This window comes from Rothia nasimurium (assembly GCF_928392795.1).
Lineage (GTDB): Bacteria > Actinomycetota > Actinomycetes > Actinomycetales > Micrococcaceae > Rothia > Rothia nasimurium_F.
In genome coordinates this window covers 1-17,406 of record NZ_CAKMTJ010000007.1, presented here as the reverse complement: position 1 = coordinate 17,406, position 17,406 = coordinate 1, and the positions used below count along the sequence as shown (strand labels likewise).

Genomic DNA, 17,406 nt, shown 5'->3' with positions numbered 1-17,406 from the left:
AACTCGCGGGGCGGGTTCCGGGCGCTGGTGTGAGGTGCCGTGAGCCGGGGCCACGCGCTCCTCCTTTCCCTGCTGGTTATTCAGCTTCGAGCTCGGCCATAACGGCTTCGCTGATGTCTGCGTTGGAGTAGACGTTCTGTACGTCGTCCAGTTCTTCGATGGCGTCAGCGAGCTTGAGGAACTTCTTAGCACCTTCGGCGTCGAGGTCTACCTGCATGGTGGGGCGGAAGACCGGGTCGTCGTTGTTGTACTCGAGCTCGGCCTCTTCCAGAGCCTTGCGGATGGCGGGCAGGTCGGTTGCCTCGGAGACAACGGTGAAGATCTCGCCTTCATCGATGACTTCCTCAGCGCCGGCGTCGAGCACTGCCATGAGGACGTCGTCCTCGGTCAGGCCCTCGGTCTTAGCAACTTCGGCAACGCCCTTGCGCTCGAAGAGGAAGGCTACGGAGCCGGAGTCTGCCATGGTGCCGCCGTTGCGGGTGACGGCGGTGCGAACCTCGGCAGCTGCGCGGTTGCGGTTGTCGGTCAGACACTCGATGTAGAGGGCGGTACCCTGGGGACCGCGGGCCTCGTACATGATTTCGGTGTAGTCAACGGCTTCACCGGTCAGGCCGGCGCCGCGCTTGATTGCGCGCTCAACGTTGTCGTTGGGAACCGAGTTCTTCTTGGCCTTTGAGACTGCGAGGTCGAGGGCGGGGTTACCTGCCGGGTCGGGGCCACCCATACGAGCTGCAACTTCAATTGCCTTGATGTACTTAGCGAAGGCCTTGGCGCGCTTGGCGTCGATGGCAGCCTTCTTGTGCTTGGTAGTGGCCCATTTGGAGTGACCTGACATGATTCTCCTTGTTCGTCTGGTGCGCCCGCACGCGGGCGGGCGCGATATACCTCGTACTATTCTAGCGTGGACGGGCGGACGCTGAGGCGCGCGCCTTTTCCACGAGGGTGTCGTCAATAACGACGGGGGTGAATTCACCGTACTTCTTGATTGCTGCCTGCTTGATGAGGAAGTCTGAGATGGCGGGGTTCTTAGGCAGCAGGGAGCCGTGCAGGTAGGTTCCGATGACGTTGTGGACGCGGGCGCCCTCGCCGGAATCTTCCTTGTTGTTGCCCTCGCCCTTGGTGACGGTGGCCAGGGGCTTGGTGTCTCCGGAGAGATAGGTGAGCCCCGAGTGGTTTTCGAACCCGATGATGGTGCCGAACTCTTCAGATTCCTCAACGATGTTGCCGATCAGGCGCTCTTCGCCGCCTACGGTCTTAGCGTCAAAGACGCGAATACCGTTGAGGGTGACGCCGCCTACGGTTTTGAACTCTCTACCGAAGAGCTGGTACAGACCGCAGATGACCAGCATGGGGGTGCCGTCTTCTGCCAGCATGCGCAGGGTTTCAGCGTTGGCGAGCAGGTCGTCCTGAATCACGGACTGGCCTGAATCCTGGCCACCGCCGCCCACAAAGATATCGCCATCGAGCGGGAATTCATCACCGGGGTTGTAGTCAACGATTTCGGTGGTGAAACCGTGGGCCTGGGCCCGGCGAGAGAGCGACAGGGTGTTGCCCCAGTCCCCGTAGATATTCATGTCTTTGGGGTAGAGCTGCACAATTTTGAGGCTCTTGTTGTTGCCGGTCTGGGTGATAATCTGCTCGCCCGCTTCGACCGGTGCGTTTTCAAAATCGCTCATTAGATTTCCTCCACATCGGTGATTTTCGCCAGTTCCTTACGGATGGCCAGCATGGCGGTGTAGGTGCAGAAGATGCGCATGGGGCGCCCCTCTGACTTGGCAATAAAGGTGGCGAGGGCTTCTTCGAGGTCCTCGTTGATGTTTTCTACATAAACATCGTCGTGCTGCAGGCGCAGGGCCATGTCGTAGGCGCGCACACCCGACACCATGGTGACGCCACCCTGGGTCAGGGAGTGGAAGTCAACGTCCCAGAGCCAGGAAACATCGCGGCCATCGGCGTAGGCGTCGTTGATGGTGATCATGGTGGCGTAGTCCTTGGCATCGGCGGATGCCAGCGACAGGCGGAACCCGCTGGGGTTCTTCACCAGAAGTAGCTGCAGGGTCTGGCCGTTAACGTTGAGGGTTTCACCGCGGCCAAAAGCCGGGGCAATATGCTCAAGTTCAGCCAGAAGTTTAGTCTCGTTGAGGGAATCCCCCATGACTTCGCGCGTCAGGGCCATTGCCGCAGCGGCATTGAAGATGTTGTAGACCCCGTAGAGGTTAATGGTGCCCGCCAGCTCCTTACCGGCAACATCGAAGGTGGCGGCGGTTCCCTTGAAGTCCTTGAGCAGGACGGACGCCGCCGGCAGCTCGGGTGCCAAAAGACCGGCGTCCGCGCGCTCGGCCCCCTCGGGGCTGGTGCGCAGATCGTCATCGGACGGGAACAGGGCACGGAGCTTCTCAGACAGGCCGAAATAGCTCACCCGGGTGCCGGGCTGAATATTCTCAGCCAGAGAACGAATACGTGGGTCCTCGCGGTTGAGCACCACGGTGCCCGTCGTGGCACCGGCAACCGTAGCCAGCATACGGCGGGTCGTATCAATCTCACCGAAGCGATCTAGCTGATCACGCAGAACATTGAGCAGCAGCGCGTAGTTGGGCTTGACCTTGCGTACAAAGTGCACAGCGTGAGCCTCGTCTAGCTCAAGTACCGCGATGTCAGCGTCCAGCTTACCCACCAGGTTCATCTCACCCAGCAGAGCAGCAGCTACGCCCCGCACGAAGTTCGACCCGGTGCGGTTGGTAAAGACCTTCAGGCCCTGGGCTTCTAGCAGCTGCACCACCATCTTGGTGGTGGTCGTCTTACCGTTCGTACCCGAAACAACGACAACACCGCGCGGCAGCTTAGCCAGCTCCTCCGCCACAAAATTAGGGTGCAACTTCTCCATGACCAAGCCCGGGAAGGCAGAGCCGCCCCCGCGCAACTTGGTCGCATAACGAATGCCTTGGCCAACAAGGCGAACAACAGGTCGTGACATGGTGACTATCTTACCGGGTTTGTGTATGCTTCGAACCTGTAATGACTACTTCCATGAACCAGCTTGTACCCTTCCCCGAATTTATCTGGCGTGACATCACCTGGCGCGACAGGGCTCCCTACCTTAAAGTTGAGCCTCTTCTTGACGGTCAACCTAGCGGTGAGATTGAAACTATTGCCATCACCCCGGGTAGCTTCCTCGGCCTTAGCGCCATCCCGGCGGACGTCCGCGGCGCCGGCACCTACTGCAGTGGTTACTCACGGGCCAACGTCGATAGCGTTGGCTTTCATCTGGAGCCCTGCCCCACCCACACCATCATCACCAAGGGCAAGCAGTGTGATTCCTGTTTCGCCCGCGACGAATTCGCGCCCATCCACCGCATACACCTGGGTTCTCGAATGAACGAGGCAGCCCTGGCCTACGTCAATCTCGAACACTACCTCTACATCGCAACCTTCCCCGACGGCACTTCCAAGGTCGGCACCGCCTCCCTGCACTCCAACCCCCGCCGTCTCGACGACCAGGCCGTCGCAGCAGCTACTTTCGTTGCCCGGGCAGACACCGGCATCATCGTGCGCCAGCTCGAAGACCTGGTCTCGCAAGAAGCCAACCTCACCCAGTTCAAACGGGCATCCACCAAATACAAGGCATGGGTCGACCCCGCCAGCACCGAGCGCCTCAAATCTGAACACTACATGGCCGTAGAAAACGCCACCTGGGCGCTCGAAGACGCCCACGACACCATCGATGGTTTCGACATCACCGCAGACCGCTGGGTGCCGTCCGTCGCGATGAGCCGAGCCTACGCGTCCTTACGGGCAGAAAACCCCGAGCCGCTCACCGCCTACCCCACCCTCACCGAAGGCACCCACGGCTTCTACATCACCGGTGGAACCGGCAAATTCCTCACCGCCCATTTTGGCGACCCCGACCAGACCTTCCTGATCAACACCGCAGAACTCTCCAACAGGGCCTGCCGCCAGCACGGGGAACTCACTCCCCCGGCGTCCGTGCAGGAATCGCTGTTCTAGGGGCGGGCGGTTGGCTTACCTACTGCCCTCGACTATCCCAGGCAGTACTGAGTAGGTCTCGGATCTCGTCCAGGGTCTGCGTGACCGTCTTGGTGCCTGCCACGATGGGCAGGAAGTTCGTGTCGCCGCTCCAGCGGGGCACGATGTGCTGATGCAGGTGGGCGGCGACCCCTGCCCCGCCGACTTTGCCCTGGTTCATGCCGATGTTGAAACCGGCTGCCCGGCTGACCTCTCGCAGGATTCCCATAGCTTTCTGGGTCAGAGCTGCAATTTCGGCAGTTTCCTCCAGTGTTGCATCGTCATAGTTGGGAATGTGCCGATAGGGGCAAACCAGCAGGTGCCCGGGGTTATAGGGGTAGAGGTTGAGAATGACGTAGGCGTGCTCACCTCGGTGCACAATCAGCGATTCAGTGTCGTCATGGTCAGGGGCGTCGCAGAAGGGACAGGTGTTCTCGGTGTAGTCTTTCTGCCCACCTTTCACATAGGCGCGGCGGTGGGGCGTCCAGAGCCGCTGAAAGGCATCGGGCACACCGGGTAGCTCGAAATCGTCGGTGGTGTAGTCGGGAATCTGCATCGCTAATCGCTCTCGGTGAAAGTAGCAAATGTATAAAGGTCTCGGGACTGTGTCGCGTAAAGCTCCAAGCCAAGACTAGTTGCGGCGTCAGCCAGGGTACTCTCAAATCTACTGGGGAATTGGGCCGCACCGGCGTCACCAAAGAGAGCTAAAGCTAAAGAGTCTCCCGGCGAAAATCGGGGCCGGTAGGTAATTGCACCGAACCCTGCCTTGTTAAAGGCCTGTGCCCAGGCCTGCGGAATGTCATAGCTAGGCATCGTCGTGAGTTCTGCGGTAATGCCCAGGATGAACGCATCATCATGGGAAATATGCGCAGAACGAACAGAACATGGCAGGGGCAACCGCGAAATCACTTTTCCCTCGGCGAGGCTTTGGGGCAGGCGCCCGGATTGGCTGAGTCTGTCACCTAGAACCTCGCGGACGGCAGCACCCGGGTTGGTTGCGAGATAGCAGGTTCCCTGGGGCTCAGGCAGGTCGAAACGGCCCTGCATCGATGAAGAGAAATACCAGGGTCCGTGCTGCTGGCTGTGAGCGCGAAAAAATTCGCTGCCTTTTTCGTACTCTACAGAGGGAGTCAGTGAGAGATTGGACCCAGGCATAGGACCATGCTGAGCTATTTTTTGCCGGGTCATGCTGCCTGCCACCCTGCTACAAGAGCATGGGCTTCGGTCAAAACTGTATCGAGTCGGCCTTGATCAAGTAAATCTAAGGGAGTTACCCCGTCGAGCGGCGTGTTGAACCACTGGGCAATAGCGAATGAGTCTGCATCGCCAAAGGCTCGCAGCACCTGTTGTATATCTGCCCGTACAGTTCTGCCCTCGAACTGAAATACAGGGAAAATCGACTCACTATTTTCGATGGTCAGCCTCAGTAACTTGTGGTGTTTGACCTGCTTGCTAATGGCTGCCCGGCTGGTAACTTTGAGCAGTTTCATGGTGCTATCGAGGTCGTAGACTGGCCCGATGAGGTCGCCGTAGCCCTTGACACTGGCGCGGGCTACTAGCGACCTCATGCGGCTTTTAATATCTTCTAGATCGTCAATAGACGCCAAAAAATCAGCGGGTAGACTTTCTAGGTCACGAGTGAACTCAGCAACGAGCTGGTCGATAACAGCTTGGGCATGAGCGTCTTTGCGGTCGATGGTGTAGGACATGAGAACCTCCCTGGTTGGCTCTATGATTCTTAATCTTAAAAGCCACCGTCAACCGCGTCAACCATATGGAGGCTATCTAGCGCCGGGTGCCCCAGGCCCGGCGGTACTGGGCGGGCACGTAGTCTATATCGGCCTTAAGCTGGTCTGCCCAGTGCAGGGCAAAGGCTGGGTTGCGGAGGGCTTCCCGGCCAACCAGCACCACATCAGCCTGGCCTGACCCCACAATGAACTCGGCAAGTCGCGGCGAGTTGATCATGCCAACAGCGCCTACCGGAAGACCGCTCTCGTGCTTGACCTGGGCAGCCATGGGTACCTGGTAGCCCGCATAGACGTTAATTTTTGCCGGGTAGTTTCCGCTGGTGGAAATATCGGCGAAGTCTACGCCGTCCTCAGCCAGCCAGCGCACCACCTGCGAGGTTTCCTCAACGGTGATGCCGCCCTCCAGGAACTCTGTGGCTGACAGGCGGACGATCAGCGGCATCTCGGCGGGCATGACGTCGCGCATGGTCTGGGCAACCCTGCGGGCAAAGCGGGCCCGGTTTTCCAGGGAGCCGCCGTAAGAATCTTCTCGCTGATTCGAAAGGGGTGAAAGGAACTGAGTAATCAGGTAGCCGTGGGCACCGTGAATCTCAATGAAGTCAAAGCCGGCAGCAACCGCGCGGGCTGCAGCCGCGGCGAAAGCCTGCACGAGGTCGTCAATTTTCTCTTCGGTCAAGGCCTGCGGTTCTTTCAAGCCGGGGTAGGCAAGAGCGGACGGGGCCAGAGTGACCCAGCCACCCTCGTCCTCCCCCAGGGATTTGCCATCGTGCGGAACGAGCTCACCGGGCGTCGATGCCTTCCGCCCGGCGTGAGCAATCTGGATACCTGCCTTAGCTCCCCCGGCATGAATGGCGTCGACGACCGGCTTGAAAGCCTCGGTGTGGTCGTCACTCCACAGACCCAGGCAGTAGGGGCTAATGCGGGCGGCGGGTTCAACGCCGGTCATTTCGACGATGACGGCACCGGCTCCACCCCGGGCTAGAGCCCCGTAATGGGAAACGTGGTAAGCGGTAGGTTTGCCGTCCTTCTCTTCAACCGAGTACTGGCACATGGGTGGAACCCAGAGGCGGTTACGGGTGGTCATGGAGCGCAGAGTGAAGGGTTCAAAGAGGGGCGAAGTCATGTTCATTCGGCCTTTCAGGTGGTGTTGTGCACCTGTTTCAACCGGGTGCGGGGCCGAGATATTCCCGCATTAAAGGGTAAACTTGCAGGCATGCAAGAACTGACCGAAGCTGCCGTCCGCTCGTCTTTTATTAACTGTTCTAAGGGCGAGGCTAAACGCCTCAACCTGCCCAGCCTCAAGGAGCAGAATTGGGACGACCTGATTTTCCTCTCCTGGCTCGACCCCAAAAGCCCGTTCAAGGGTTGCCTGGTTGTGGAACACGAGGGGCAGGTGCAGGGCGTGCTACTGCAAAAGTCTAAGGCCCAGAGTAAGGCCGCTCAGATGTGCCAGTTCTGCCTAACTCTGCACCCTGGGTCGGGGATCTCGCTGTATACGGCGGCCCGGCCGGGCGAGTCGGGGCGACGCGGCAACACCATCGGCACCTACCTATGCTCCAACCTGGCCTGCACCGACTATGTACGGGGCAAGAAAAAGCCGGCGGGTATTCGCCAGATGGACGAGACCCTGTCCCTCGAAGATCGCATAGCTCGCACCCGCGATAATGCGGTCAGGTTTATTGAGCGACTGGTGGAGGGGGCCGCATAATTGGGCAGGCTCAAGGACGCGGGGTCGGTCGGGCCTTGCACGACGCCTACTTGGGTGCGGTTCGGCAGCACCCAAATATCAGCACCTTACGTTTGGGAATTGTGGTAACAAATGCCGAGGTCGCCGAACCTTTCTGGCGGGTCATAGGCTACACCCCTAGTGGCGAGGTCAAGAACTTTTCCCAGAGTGATGTGGTTTCAACGGTGGAGGTTTTTATTCGGACGGTCAGCTAGCAAGACCTCATAAAAAGCTGGTCGGAGTACTGCTGCTCAAGCCATCGCTGCACTGCAGGGTTTTTCTTGGCTGGTGCCTTGCGAGTCTCACTGACAAGGTTGGTGTCTAGTACATACATCAGAACTCAGCAGGGCGAGGCTCGAAGTTAAGACGCTCGAAGCCGAAGTCGATATCTTCTTGCATAGATATCTTTTGCAGAAACTGAGCCCCATCTGGTTGGTCTTGTTTTCCAAGCTTTCTGTAGTCCTCATAGGTCATCAGCACAAATGAGGGAGTACCCCTATCGGTGATAATGACAGGGCCTATTGAAGCTGCGCGTTTTGCCGCGCTGACATCTTGATTCAGTTGCCTCGAGGTAAGAATTGTTGAGGGTTTGATACCAGTCATAATATCCACCTTTCATGTAGGTACTTAACAACAATCATGACTTGAAGCTGAGCCGTGTCAAGGGATTCTTTCTACTGCAGCCTCTGCCCCTTAGTTCTCTTACACCACCTCTTGCAGCCTAGCTTCCTCAAAACATTCCCGGGCATACTCCCCCGTGCGGGCGAAGCCAGCCCAGATAGACCGAAGAGCCGCGCCCTGCTTCTCCTGATTCTGCCTACTAGCCCCCGCCCACAGCCAACTACCTTCCCAAATAGGGTTATCAAAGAGCAGAGCAAGGTCAGTGCAGTGGACAGACTCGAAAGGTTCCCCCGCTATGCCCGTTGCCAGCCGGTAGGCAAGGGCCTGCCCACCGGCGTCCTGATGGCGCTGGGCAAAGACCCGCGCCGGGTTGGCGTACAGCCGCTGGGAGAAGGAACGAATCTGCTTCTCCAGTAGGGCCCGCTGCGCTCGCCCCGCTCTACCTGTCAGCGGCGGGGTGAAGTAGCCCGACTCCCGTTCCAGGGACCCCACGAGAACCTTGAAATGGGGCGCAACAGCCCGGTAGGCGACGTCCTCGTTCTCCTCGGCAGGCAGGGGGTAGTGCCCGTAGTGGCAGCCAAAGGGCATCATGGCGCGGTCAAGCCCAAACCGGAAAGGGTTAGCCATCACGTGCCGGTGGGACGCCCGCGCCCACACTTCGACAGGTGCGTCCAGGGGTATCTGGGAGGTGACGGCCAGCAGGTGGCGGGTCATGGCGTCCTTGCCGTGAATCAGATGCAAGGGGGCGCTTTGAATGATGACCTGCTGGAAGAGATTTTCCTCCGCCACACCGTCTGCGATCATGAGGCGGGCAACCAGATCGCCACCCGCTGACTGCCCAAAGGCGGTGACGCGGTCGGGGTCTCCCCCGAAGCTCGCGATATGTCGGCGGACCCAGCGCAGGGCCTGGCGGGCATCGAGCAGCCCGAGATTAGCAGGACGTCCGGACGCCCCACCCATAAAGCCCAGGTAGCCCAGCCGATGCGTCACCTTGACCACGATAAGGCGGTGCTCGGTGACCAGCAGGTAAGGGTCGTAGCGTTGCCCGTCCCCGGAACCGTAGACGTAGGAGCCGCCGTGGAAGTAAACCATGACTGGCAGGCGCTCGCCAGTACGGACGTCCGCCGGGGTGACGATTGTGAGGTTTTGGCAGTCTTCGCTCATGAGCGGGGCCTGCCGCATTCCTTTTTTGCCGGGGCGGACGTGCTGGGGTGCAGCGGGTGCGGGGTCGGTAGCGGTGAAACTGGCGGGCAAGTCGTCGAGGCTGAGCGGACGCGGCGCGGCAAACCTGGCCGCCCGCGCGTAGGGAATACCGCGGTAGTAGTGGGCTGCACCAACTCTTTCTCCAAGACTAGCGATGTTCATGGGAGTCCTTGCTTGTAGGAAGATGGTTATTCCCAACCTAGCACTAAGGACTGCTCTCTTGGTTTTCAGCCCCTTCTACTGTGGGTTGGTTCAAAGCTCTATCGCGGTAGCCTCTCATGACTGCTGCCAGGTCTTCTATGTTCATCCCCTCGGGTAGCTTCATGGCCATCGTTGAGATTGTGATGGTTGAATTTGCTGCGCCTTCGTGGGTCACTCGGGTTAACGCGCGAATACCGGTTAAGGTCCAGTTATAAGCGTGGGTATCGGCGATGACAGCCCTGATTTCCTTGCCCTGCTGATCGGCGGTGATGTCTCCGATGACGCTCCACAGAATCAGGTGGTTGCCGTGGTCAAGAACCGTTGAGTGGTTGTAGAAACCCTCGGGCGTGAGAATCAGGGCGTACCTGCGGCGGTAGTAGTAGATAAAGGTGAAGATTCCAGCGGCTACACACCCCACTCCAGTTGCCAGGGTGCGGTGGTATCTCCAGTCCGGCGGGTTGTGGAGGAACCACACGCCCACCGCTATCCAGCCCACGCCAATCAGGAAGCTCATGCCGAGCTTCTTGGGGATTCTCATCGTTGAGTTTTCTGGGGTGTCCACAGTGCTATTGTACTGAAAGCCAGGCATAGTGCTCACTCAGATTTTGCATAAATCAAGGTTTACGGGAGGACTGAGCGCCCTGGTGGCCTATACGGAATACCCTTCTATTTTCTGAATAGCTGATCGTGCGTTCCGGTTCTTTGGAAGTAAGCAATTTCTTTATCTTCACGCCAAATTAATAACCAGTCGCCAGCATTAGCTATATGGCATTCCTGGCTCCCCAGCCACTCACCTTTAAGAGTATGCATACGGTGCCGTTGACGCAGTACCTGTTGAGCTTCTGTAGTATTTTCCAACACTAGGCTGATGACTTCGCGCAACGCGCGCATATCCATGTGCTTCTTTTTCAGACGCTTAATATCACGCTGGAAAGCGGAGCTATACTCCGCGGCAAGACTCAATTAAATCCCTAGGTCATCGAAGAGCTCTTCTGCGTTAGCAAACCGTCCCTTGCGGCCGCTGGCGAAGAATTCTTCTGCTTCCCGAATTGCTTCGAGCGAATCGGCATTGGGTTTGGGGTCGCCCACCATAAAGGGGATTCGATTCTCGCGGATAGCCTGCTTGACGAACATGTTGATCGCGGTGGACATGTTGAGCCCAAGCTCCTTAAAGAGAGCTTCGCCTTCTTGTTTCGTTTGAGCATCCATGCGGACGCTAATACTGGTAGTAGCCACCACAAACCTCCTGAAGAATAATACACTGTATATACAGCATAGTATTTTGAGTGCTGGAGTGGCACCCCTGCTGGCAATCTAGAAACACCTTTTTACCCCCGACTGTCGGCTAATGCTTGTTTACCTGTAGCCACCAGATGAATTGATTACAAAGAAAAGAGTGCCCTTGTATATACGTGGGGCGTTCTTTCTTGTTCTACGATCGAGGCGAACTGGGTTTAAGCAGCGATTTTCGCACTGAGTAGACGATTGAGGCTTATCCCTTGTTCTTGGGCTTCCATGGCTACGCGTCGGTGGAGTTCAGGCGGAATGCGCAGGCTGAGATTACCTGAATAAGTCCTGTCAGCAAAGGCCTGGGGAATTTCTTCACCATTGGCATGCATATCTTGAGCTACCTGAGCGACGAGTTTTTTGATTCCACTCAGGGCGGCTAGCTCGTCGGGTTCCAGCCAGGAGAGGGAAGGCATTTCGAGTACGGTTGCGATGTATTCTTGGTCTTCTGGCGACCAGGTAACACGGTAGGTGTAGTGTTCAATCATTGGTCTGTCCTTTGAGTTTGTTGATAGCTTGGAGGGCTTGCTTGACCTGGTATGGCTTTGCGTAACCATTTTTGTTTTGAATATTGACGCGGGGGTCGCCTTGCCATGGCGTTTTGAACACAGCATGGGAAGTGCCAGATTGCCGTGCGGGGCCAAAGAATCTTTCGCAGATGGAGACTAGCTCTGCATAGCGGACGTTTTGGGGTGCACTTTGCATTTGAGCTAGTACCTTTTCTTCCTTACCCATAAAATTATGGTATCGCTATTGATACCACCGTTCAAGGGGCAAGAACCCTCTTCAGACAAAATTCTTCAGGCACACCTCATCAAGGATGCTTCTCAACTAAACTTAGCAGTAATCACCATCACAGCTAAGAGGGAGTTCCCATGAATAAGGTAGCTCAGCAACTAACCGGGTATTTTAGGGACGTTCAAAAGCGTTCGAACCTTGTAGATCAGGCGTTCGGCCAACAAAACAAGTACAAGGTCATTCCTTTCCTCGATGTCAGATTAGGCAAGCTTTCTGAAGAGGATACCCAGGAACTCTTTGACTGGGATGCCGAAGCTCAGGGGCGTTTCAGAAAAGCACGCACTCAGTCTGGCTCGCAGAAGACTAAACCCATCGACGTCATTATCTCGGTGGTGACCCTTACTGATTCCGAAAGCGATACTAAAAATGGCCTAGCTCTAATCGCCGCAAAGCTAACCGACAAGGGTGAGCTCCAGGCTGATATCACCTCGACAGCTCCGTGGATTCCGAGTTCTCGCCTACAGTCCCCCAGCGTCATCGACCACGAGTTTATGGTAGGAACTCTCGCTAACTATTGGCGATGGAGCAATACCAAGGGTAGCGAGCTAGCGTCAAAGATTGAGACCTGGGCGGACGTTGTCGATTACAGTACCAGCATGTATGAGGGCGTGTTTGAACCCGCTTTGCAGGTAGGAGTTGCCCCTCGGTGGGTCGTTGACGTTGACAACTGTTATGTCACCCCGGGTACGGTAATTAACGCTAACGCCCACGTCCTGAGTCTCTATCAGTTCCTTCACGCGACGGATCAGAGTACTCCCCTGTACGAGGGTCTCTTGTCGACCGGAAAACCGCAAAATTTTCAGTCCGATGCTATTGACACGAATGCTGATACTCTTCTGGAATCTGCCCTGCGTGCTTGTGGAAGTATGAGCGATCAGTTCCCGCTGACGGCGTCCCAGCGTCGAGCGGTACACGCTTTTATGCACGATGGTTATGGTGATATCACGGCGGTTAGCGGCCCTCCGGGTACCGGCAAAACTACAATGCTTCAATCTGTAGTTGCGAGCATGCTGGTTTCTCATGCGTTGGAGGCCAAGCCGGCACCTCTGATTGTGGGCATGTCGACTAATAACCAGGCTGTTACCAACATTATTGATTCCTTCGGGTCAGTCACGAAGGACGATCCGGGTGTGCTTGAACATCGCTGGCTGCTGAAGTCTGAGGACGGGGCAGCGTCTTCAGATTTCCTAGGTGGCCTGGCAACCTACTGCCCCTCCCAGGCTAAAGCAAAGGAAGCACGTTCTAAGGGTTACCTATTGGAAGACACTGCCAAAAAAGGTGTCTACAGCGAGTATTCCTCAGAGGCTTACCTACAGGAAAGTACACAATATTTCCTAGAGCAGATCAGCGATTACTACGCCGCCTTCTCGCTCCCAGCCGTCAACAGTCTTGAGCAAGCACAACGAGGATTGGCAGCCTTCCTTAAATCCTGTGAAGAGCAAAAACGCGCCCTGCTGCATGCCCGTCGAGAGGCAGACCGACGTATCCACTCAACGAGTGCCCAGCTCACAGAAGAACTGGCTAGACTTTCGAAAGAGCAAAGTATCGTTCAGAGCAGACTGGACGCATGGAGCGCTCAGTCAGCCTCTCCCCTGCCAGCTGAAGTAATCATCAGCGCCACCTATGACCCTCAAGAGCCAGCGGATGAATTTTCTACTGTCGAAGCCTTTGTTGATTTTTACCGAGCTCGTCTAGATGAAATCGGTCTTGTACTTTCAAATATCGACAACCGAATCGCTGCGGCTGTAACTGAGGAAGAACTTGCTTCTCACCAGTTCAGACAGCAAGCTGAACCGATTATCAGCCAGGTTCGCCACCTTGCCCTTCTTAACGATACTCAGGTGGCTCGGCTGATGAATGCAAGGTCCCTTCTAGAACTTGACCAGGCACTTGATATCACCCTACGCTATGTCGAGTTTTGGCTAGCTGTACACTACTACGAGGCTGAGTGGCTACTTGCTGCTACTGATGAAGAGCAGCTCATTGCTGATAAGGAACGATTCAAGAACACTCCCGAGTTAATGGTTAGGTACTGGGAGCAGGTTGCCTCCTTGACACCATGTTTTGTGATGACTGCCTACCAGGTACCGAGATACTTTAAGCTCTATGCCCCGCAGGGTGAGCCCGACAACTTCGATATAGAGCGTATTGACCTGTTGATTGTTGATGAGGCTGGACAGGTCGATACCTCTGTGGGTGCTGGCGCTTTTGCTCTTGCAAAGCGTGCCCTCGTCGTTGGCGATGTCCAGCAGCTAGCTCCGGTGTGGAGCCTTGACCCAGAAACCGATCAAGGTATCGCCGAGGCGCATGAGCTGGGTTGGCGCTGGGATTCCATGAAGGAATTCGGGCTGACTTCCTCTCATTCATCGTCCCTGATGTTAGCAGCTGCCCAGTCTTCAAATTGGGTGTATAGCGCCAAGAACTATCCTGGCTTGTTCTTGTCTGAGCATTTTAGGTGCCATACAGACATTATCGAGTACTGCAATGATTTGCTCTATGACGGCTTGCTTGTTCCTTCGCGCCCCCTCAAGGGCTACAAGCTTGAGGGCAAAACCCCGGGGGCTTTCCTTTTCCAGTTAGTTGAGAATTCCCAGGATCGCCGAAACGGTTCTAGCCGGGTGAATAGTCAGGAAGCTGAGGCTATTGCTGACTGGATTATCGGTAATTTTGAGTACTTCCGTGCCATCTACAACCCCGATGCTGATGCTGCAAAAGATAAGTCTCTGTTTGCTGTGGTAACCCCGTTTGCGGCTCAAGCACGTGAAGTCAGGAAGACCCTACGGATGAAGAGTGAGGATCTAGCCAACAAGGTAACCGTCGGCACCGCCCACACTTTGCAGGGCGCTGAGCGTCAGGTTGTGCTCTTCTCGCCTGTTTACGGTGATAATTCTGATAAGGCTTCTTTCGTGGACGGCACTCTTGAGCTGATGAATGTTGCTGTTTCCCGTGCCAAGGATTTGTTTATTGTCTTCGGTGGCCAGCGGCGCTGGGAGGACACCGGCCCTGTCTTTGGACTAGTACGCCAGCGTGCGGTTATTGGCCCGCACTGGTTTGGTGACGGTGGCTCGCAGGGGGTGGTATCGGCGGCTCCAGTTGGTTTTGTGCAGGAGAGGACGCCGGCGCCCGCTCCCCCTACACCTGCACCAGCATCTGCGCCCACGCCGGTGCAGCAAGCACCGTGGGCCCGGCAGGATGAACCCCCAATGAGTGTTCCGCAGCCAGCGCCTGTTCCTCCTACGGCACCAGAGCCAAAAATGGTTGGCCGACGTGAGCCTGGTTATCTAATTGCTACTGAGCTCATTGACAGGTGGAAGGAAAGCGGTGTTTTGCCGGAGGGCTCAAAAGTAAAGGCCCAGCAGTTCAATGCTGCTATGGATGCAGCTGGTTTGCTCACCAAGATTGATGGCACCTGGTGCCCAACCGCTGAAGGTATTTCCATCGGTATTGCCCAATATCAGGGCGGTTCAGGAGACCGCACATATGTCAGCCCAATCTACTCCCCGCAGGCCCAAGAGGTACTGGAGCAAATGGTGGCATCGAGCAGGTTAGATTTCTAAAAGGTCCAAGACCGAGGGGCTGTGAGATGTTGTCTCGCAGCCCCGCTTAGTTTTGCCCTTCTTATTGCAGCCGATGACTAAATTATTGCCTTACGATGGCATTGCGAGGCATAAAGTAACTGCTCTATGCACCCTAACAACTACGACCATTAGCTCACCCCACTAAATAGCTCAGTGGAGGCGAGTTACACATCAGGGGTGCTATGCATATTCCAATTGATACGAACACTGCGCCTACCGGCGGCGCTGATGCTGGTGCTAATAACGCGAGGGAACAGTCCGCTGCCGGAGATATATGCGATCTCCCGACCCCGCCAACTAATGGAAAAATTGTTTGCCCCTAAAACCAGATGCATCCCAGCACATGATTGCATTGGGGTCCTATAATTTTCTCAGATATAAATTAGCCTCTATCTATCTTTTCTAGATGTGATTAATTTTTTACCCTTTCTTGTGCGCCCTAACACAAGGCCATTATCCCAATTAGCATCCTTTATTGATACAGTGGATATCAAAACAGATTTTTGAGATTGGTTCCCAGGTTTACCTGGCACCGAAAATTTTACATTGAATTAGGCGGCCTCAGTGGGAAATTTGCCACAGTAACACAATCTACTCGACTCAAAAAATTAACGGGACCGACAGATGTAATTGAGAGAAAACGGATGTAAACAAGTTGCCACTATTAGTATAAATCTAATATTAAGTGAGGTGCTAAGTATATACTTAACACCTCACATAAGATTCAACTTAAAATCTTTAATCTATACCCGAAATAATCTATTCCAGAAATATCTAGAGTAAATCATCAGTCGTAGAGGCCGACTCCAAGATCTCTTTCGTTGTGTACCTTTTGCTCATTGTAAATGCAGACCCCACACCCTGTCTCAGATGTGGTATTTCGCTCTCTAGAACATTCGAATTATCAGGATAAATTTTCAACAGAAAGACTTTATATTCATCCCATGCCCAACCTTGTGCAATACGCTCACCTTCATCACTCAGGGCCCACTCTAGACATTTACCGAATTGCTTATCTATTGGATCCTGAGAATCATTCAGAAAACGAATATTTTCTTTATTCCAGGGAAGATAATCCCTGATAGAAATTATCTCTGCTATCTCAGGCTTGATAGATCTATCAGCATAAAAAGCCATAAATTTTGTATCACGCCTAAATGACCGTCCAGAAGGGCAGACATAAAATCCTACCCCTTTCAATTCTTGCTGACACTTCATAAAAATTTCGTAGGCAACGTTAGCTGCAACAATTACAGTTGATTCACCAACTTTTGGAATATCTAAACTTATACCTGGCCCAATTCTGCTGTCATTTTCTCTAGCTTCAACCGAAAGGTTGTCATTACCTCTAAATAGGTCATATCCCAAACCTGGCTTGAGCATTTCAGCTAACTGGAACGCTCTTTTTTCATAGTTAGATAATTGTTCTGGTGATTCAAACCTAGCAAAATGGAATAAGTCATTCCTAAAATTTCGAAATTCTTCTAAGCAATCATTAAGTCTTTTTCTTAACTGATCCTTATCTTGATCACCATCATATTTTGCATCCCGCACGTTGCCAGAGAACCATTCGCGCCAGAATTCCCTCTCTACATTGCTAACCCCATCCAGAGAACCTTTATTTGAGTTGGAAGCCAAGCAAGCCCAGGTATCAAGTGAAATATTATCCAAAATCTTTTGATGATTATTATTATCTGGAAAACTTAAAGATTTTCTGGCAGATTCAATTTTTGCACTTGTCGTTTTTGCTATAGGCAAATCGTTTGCAACAGTCCACGGCATATCCATACCATGCTCTTTGCAATACCTTTGCATAGTTTTATCCACCATGAACCTAATATGTTTTTCAAGCTCGATTACTGGATATGAGTATTTTTCCAGAAGATCCCTACGCTTCAACAAATCTTCATCTTGTTTATAGTAATCCCTATATTCATCGTGATAATTACGAATTTCTTCATTCATTTTAAGCTCCAAGAAAAAAATTTTAACCTTGAGGCTTATTCAAAAGTCCCACCCGCAGCCAAAAACACCAACCCCCGCACCACCGAAAACACCCGCCCATACAACCCCAACGGCCGCCTAAACCCCGTGTGAAGAATCCGCCAAGTCTTGATATGAGCGATAACCCGCTCCACCACCGACCGCAGCCGATTCAGCACCCGATTATTCCGCCTCTGCTCCCGACTCAGCCGCTGACCCGGCTTGCGCCTGGCCGGGG

The 17,406-nt window shown here is 54.6% G+C and carries 18 protein-coding genes; 3 read left to right on the top strand and 15 right to left on the bottom strand.

Annotation, left to right across the window (positions count from 1 at the left end; all coding sequences use genetic code 11):
* Positions 1-76: 76 nt before the first annotated feature.
* The 3 genes from L6963_RS08320 to L6963_RS08310 all read right to left on the bottom strand — a co-directional run bounded on the left by L6963_RS08320 (position 77) and on the right by L6963_RS08310 (position 2,983).
* Positions 77-835 (bottom strand): YebC/PmpR family DNA-binding transcriptional regulator, encoded by a 759-nt coding sequence (locus L6963_RS08320; protein ID WP_237185748.1) that lies wholly within the window; start codon positions 833-835, stop codon positions 77-79.
* A 61-nt stretch (positions 836-896) separates the two neighbouring features.
* Positions 897-1,676, bottom strand: a complete 780-nt coding sequence (locus L6963_RS08315) for a type 1 glutamine amidotransferase (RefSeq protein ID WP_272878463.1) — start codon at positions 1,674-1,676, stop codon at positions 897-899.
* Complete coding sequence (locus L6963_RS08310) at positions 1,676-2,983, bottom strand: Mur ligase family protein (protein WP_237195148.1); 1,308 nt, start codon at positions 2,981-2,983, stop codon at positions 1,676-1,678. Before L6963_RS08310 ends, L6963_RS08315 begins: the two co-directional genes overlap by 1 nt.
* Positions 2,984-3,027: 44 nt before the next feature.
* Between L6963_RS08310 and L6963_RS08305 the strand changes: the two genes are divergently transcribed.
* Entirely contained in the window at positions 3,028-4,005 is a 978-nt protein-coding gene (locus L6963_RS08305; protein ID WP_237206583.1) for a hypothetical protein, read from the top strand.
* A 19-nt stretch (positions 4,006-4,024) separates the two neighbouring features.
* Here the strand turns inward: L6963_RS08305 and L6963_RS08300 are convergent, their stop codons facing one another.
* The 4 genes from L6963_RS08300 to L6963_RS08285 all read right to left on the bottom strand — a co-directional run bounded on the left by L6963_RS08300 (position 4,025) and on the right by L6963_RS08285 (position 6,894).
* On the bottom strand, positions 4,025-4,579 hold the full coding sequence (locus L6963_RS08300; RefSeq protein ID WP_237193879.1) for an HIT family protein: 555 nt from the start codon (positions 4,577-4,579) through the stop codon (positions 4,025-4,027).
* A gap of 2 nt (positions 4,580-4,581) precedes the next feature.
* Positions 4,582-5,211: an RES family NAD+ phosphorylase gene (locus tag L6963_RS08295; RefSeq protein WP_237209130.1), complete on the bottom strand. Its 630-nt coding sequence runs from the start codon at positions 5,209-5,211 to the stop codon at positions 4,582-4,584.
* Entirely contained in the window at positions 5,208-5,732 is a 525-nt protein-coding gene (locus L6963_RS08290; RefSeq protein WP_237206581.1) for an MbcA/ParS/Xre antitoxin family protein, read from the bottom strand. Before L6963_RS08290 ends, L6963_RS08295 begins: the two co-directional genes overlap by 4 nt.
* Before the next feature lie 76 nt (positions 5,733-5,808).
* Positions 5,809-6,894: an NADH:flavin oxidoreductase/NADH oxidase gene (locus L6963_RS08285; protein WP_237206580.1), complete on the bottom strand. Its 1,086-nt coding sequence runs from the start codon at positions 6,892-6,894 to the stop codon at positions 5,809-5,811.
* Between the two features lie 90 nt (positions 6,895-6,984).
* Here L6963_RS08285 and L6963_RS08280 point away from each other — a divergent pair, with 90 nt between their 5' ends.
* Positions 6,985-7,479 (top strand): FBP domain-containing protein, encoded by a 495-nt coding sequence (locus L6963_RS08280; RefSeq protein ID WP_237206579.1) that lies wholly within the window; start codon positions 6,985-6,987, stop codon positions 7,477-7,479.
* Between the two features lie 351 nt (positions 7,480-7,830).
* On the opposite strand, the gene L6963_RS08275 is transcribed toward L6963_RS08280, so the two are convergent.
* From L6963_RS08275 to L6963_RS08250, 6 genes are all read right to left on the bottom strand, one after another.
* Positions 7,831-8,100 (bottom strand): type II toxin-antitoxin system prevent-host-death family antitoxin, encoded by a 270-nt coding sequence (locus L6963_RS08275; protein WP_237193887.1) that lies wholly within the window; start codon positions 8,098-8,100, stop codon positions 7,831-7,833.
* A 99-nt stretch (positions 8,101-8,199) separates the two neighbouring features.
* Entirely contained in the window at positions 8,200-9,483 is a 1,284-nt protein-coding gene (locus L6963_RS08270; protein ID WP_237206578.1) for a carboxylesterase family protein, read from the bottom strand.
* 43 nt (positions 9,484-9,526) lie between these two features.
* Positions 9,527-10,060 (bottom strand): hypothetical protein, encoded by a 534-nt coding sequence (locus L6963_RS08265; RefSeq protein ID WP_237209131.1) that lies wholly within the window; start codon positions 10,058-10,060, stop codon positions 9,527-9,529.
* A gap of 128 nt (positions 10,061-10,188) precedes the next feature.
* Positions 10,189-10,485, bottom strand: a complete 297-nt coding sequence (locus L6963_RS08260; RefSeq protein WP_237188272.1) for a type II toxin-antitoxin system YafQ family toxin — start codon at positions 10,483-10,485, stop codon at positions 10,189-10,191.
* The gene (locus L6963_RS08255) at positions 10,486-10,758 is read right to left on the bottom strand and encodes a type II toxin-antitoxin system RelB/DinJ family antitoxin (RefSeq protein WP_237185758.1); all 273 of its coding nucleotides are present in this window, start codon (positions 10,756-10,758) and stop codon (positions 10,486-10,488) included.
* A gap of 218 nt (positions 10,759-10,976) precedes the next feature.
* Complete coding sequence (locus tag L6963_RS08250; protein WP_135012356.1) at positions 10,977-11,297, bottom strand: type II toxin-antitoxin system HicB family antitoxin; 321 nt, start codon at positions 11,295-11,297, stop codon at positions 10,977-10,979.
* 387 nt (positions 11,298-11,684) lie between these two features.
* On the opposite strand from L6963_RS08250, the gene L6963_RS08245 reads away from it, so the two are divergent.
* A complete protein-coding gene (locus L6963_RS08245; protein ID WP_237206575.1) occupies positions 11,685-15,164 on the top strand; it encodes an AAA domain-containing protein in 3,480 nt (1,159 codons plus the stop codon).
* Positions 15,165-15,959: 795 nt separating this feature from the next.
* Here the strand turns inward: L6963_RS08245 and L6963_RS08240 are convergent.
* Positions 15,960-17,150, bottom strand: coding sequence for a hypothetical protein (locus L6963_RS08240; protein ID WP_237206574.1), 1,191 nt, complete (start codon positions 17,148-17,150; stop codon positions 15,960-15,962).
* Positions 17,151-17,185: 35 nt separating this feature from the next.
* Positions 17,186-17,406, bottom strand: a 221-nt coding sequence (locus L6963_RS11915; RefSeq protein ID WP_237191779.1) for a transposase family protein, incomplete at its 5' end; no start/stop codon positions are given.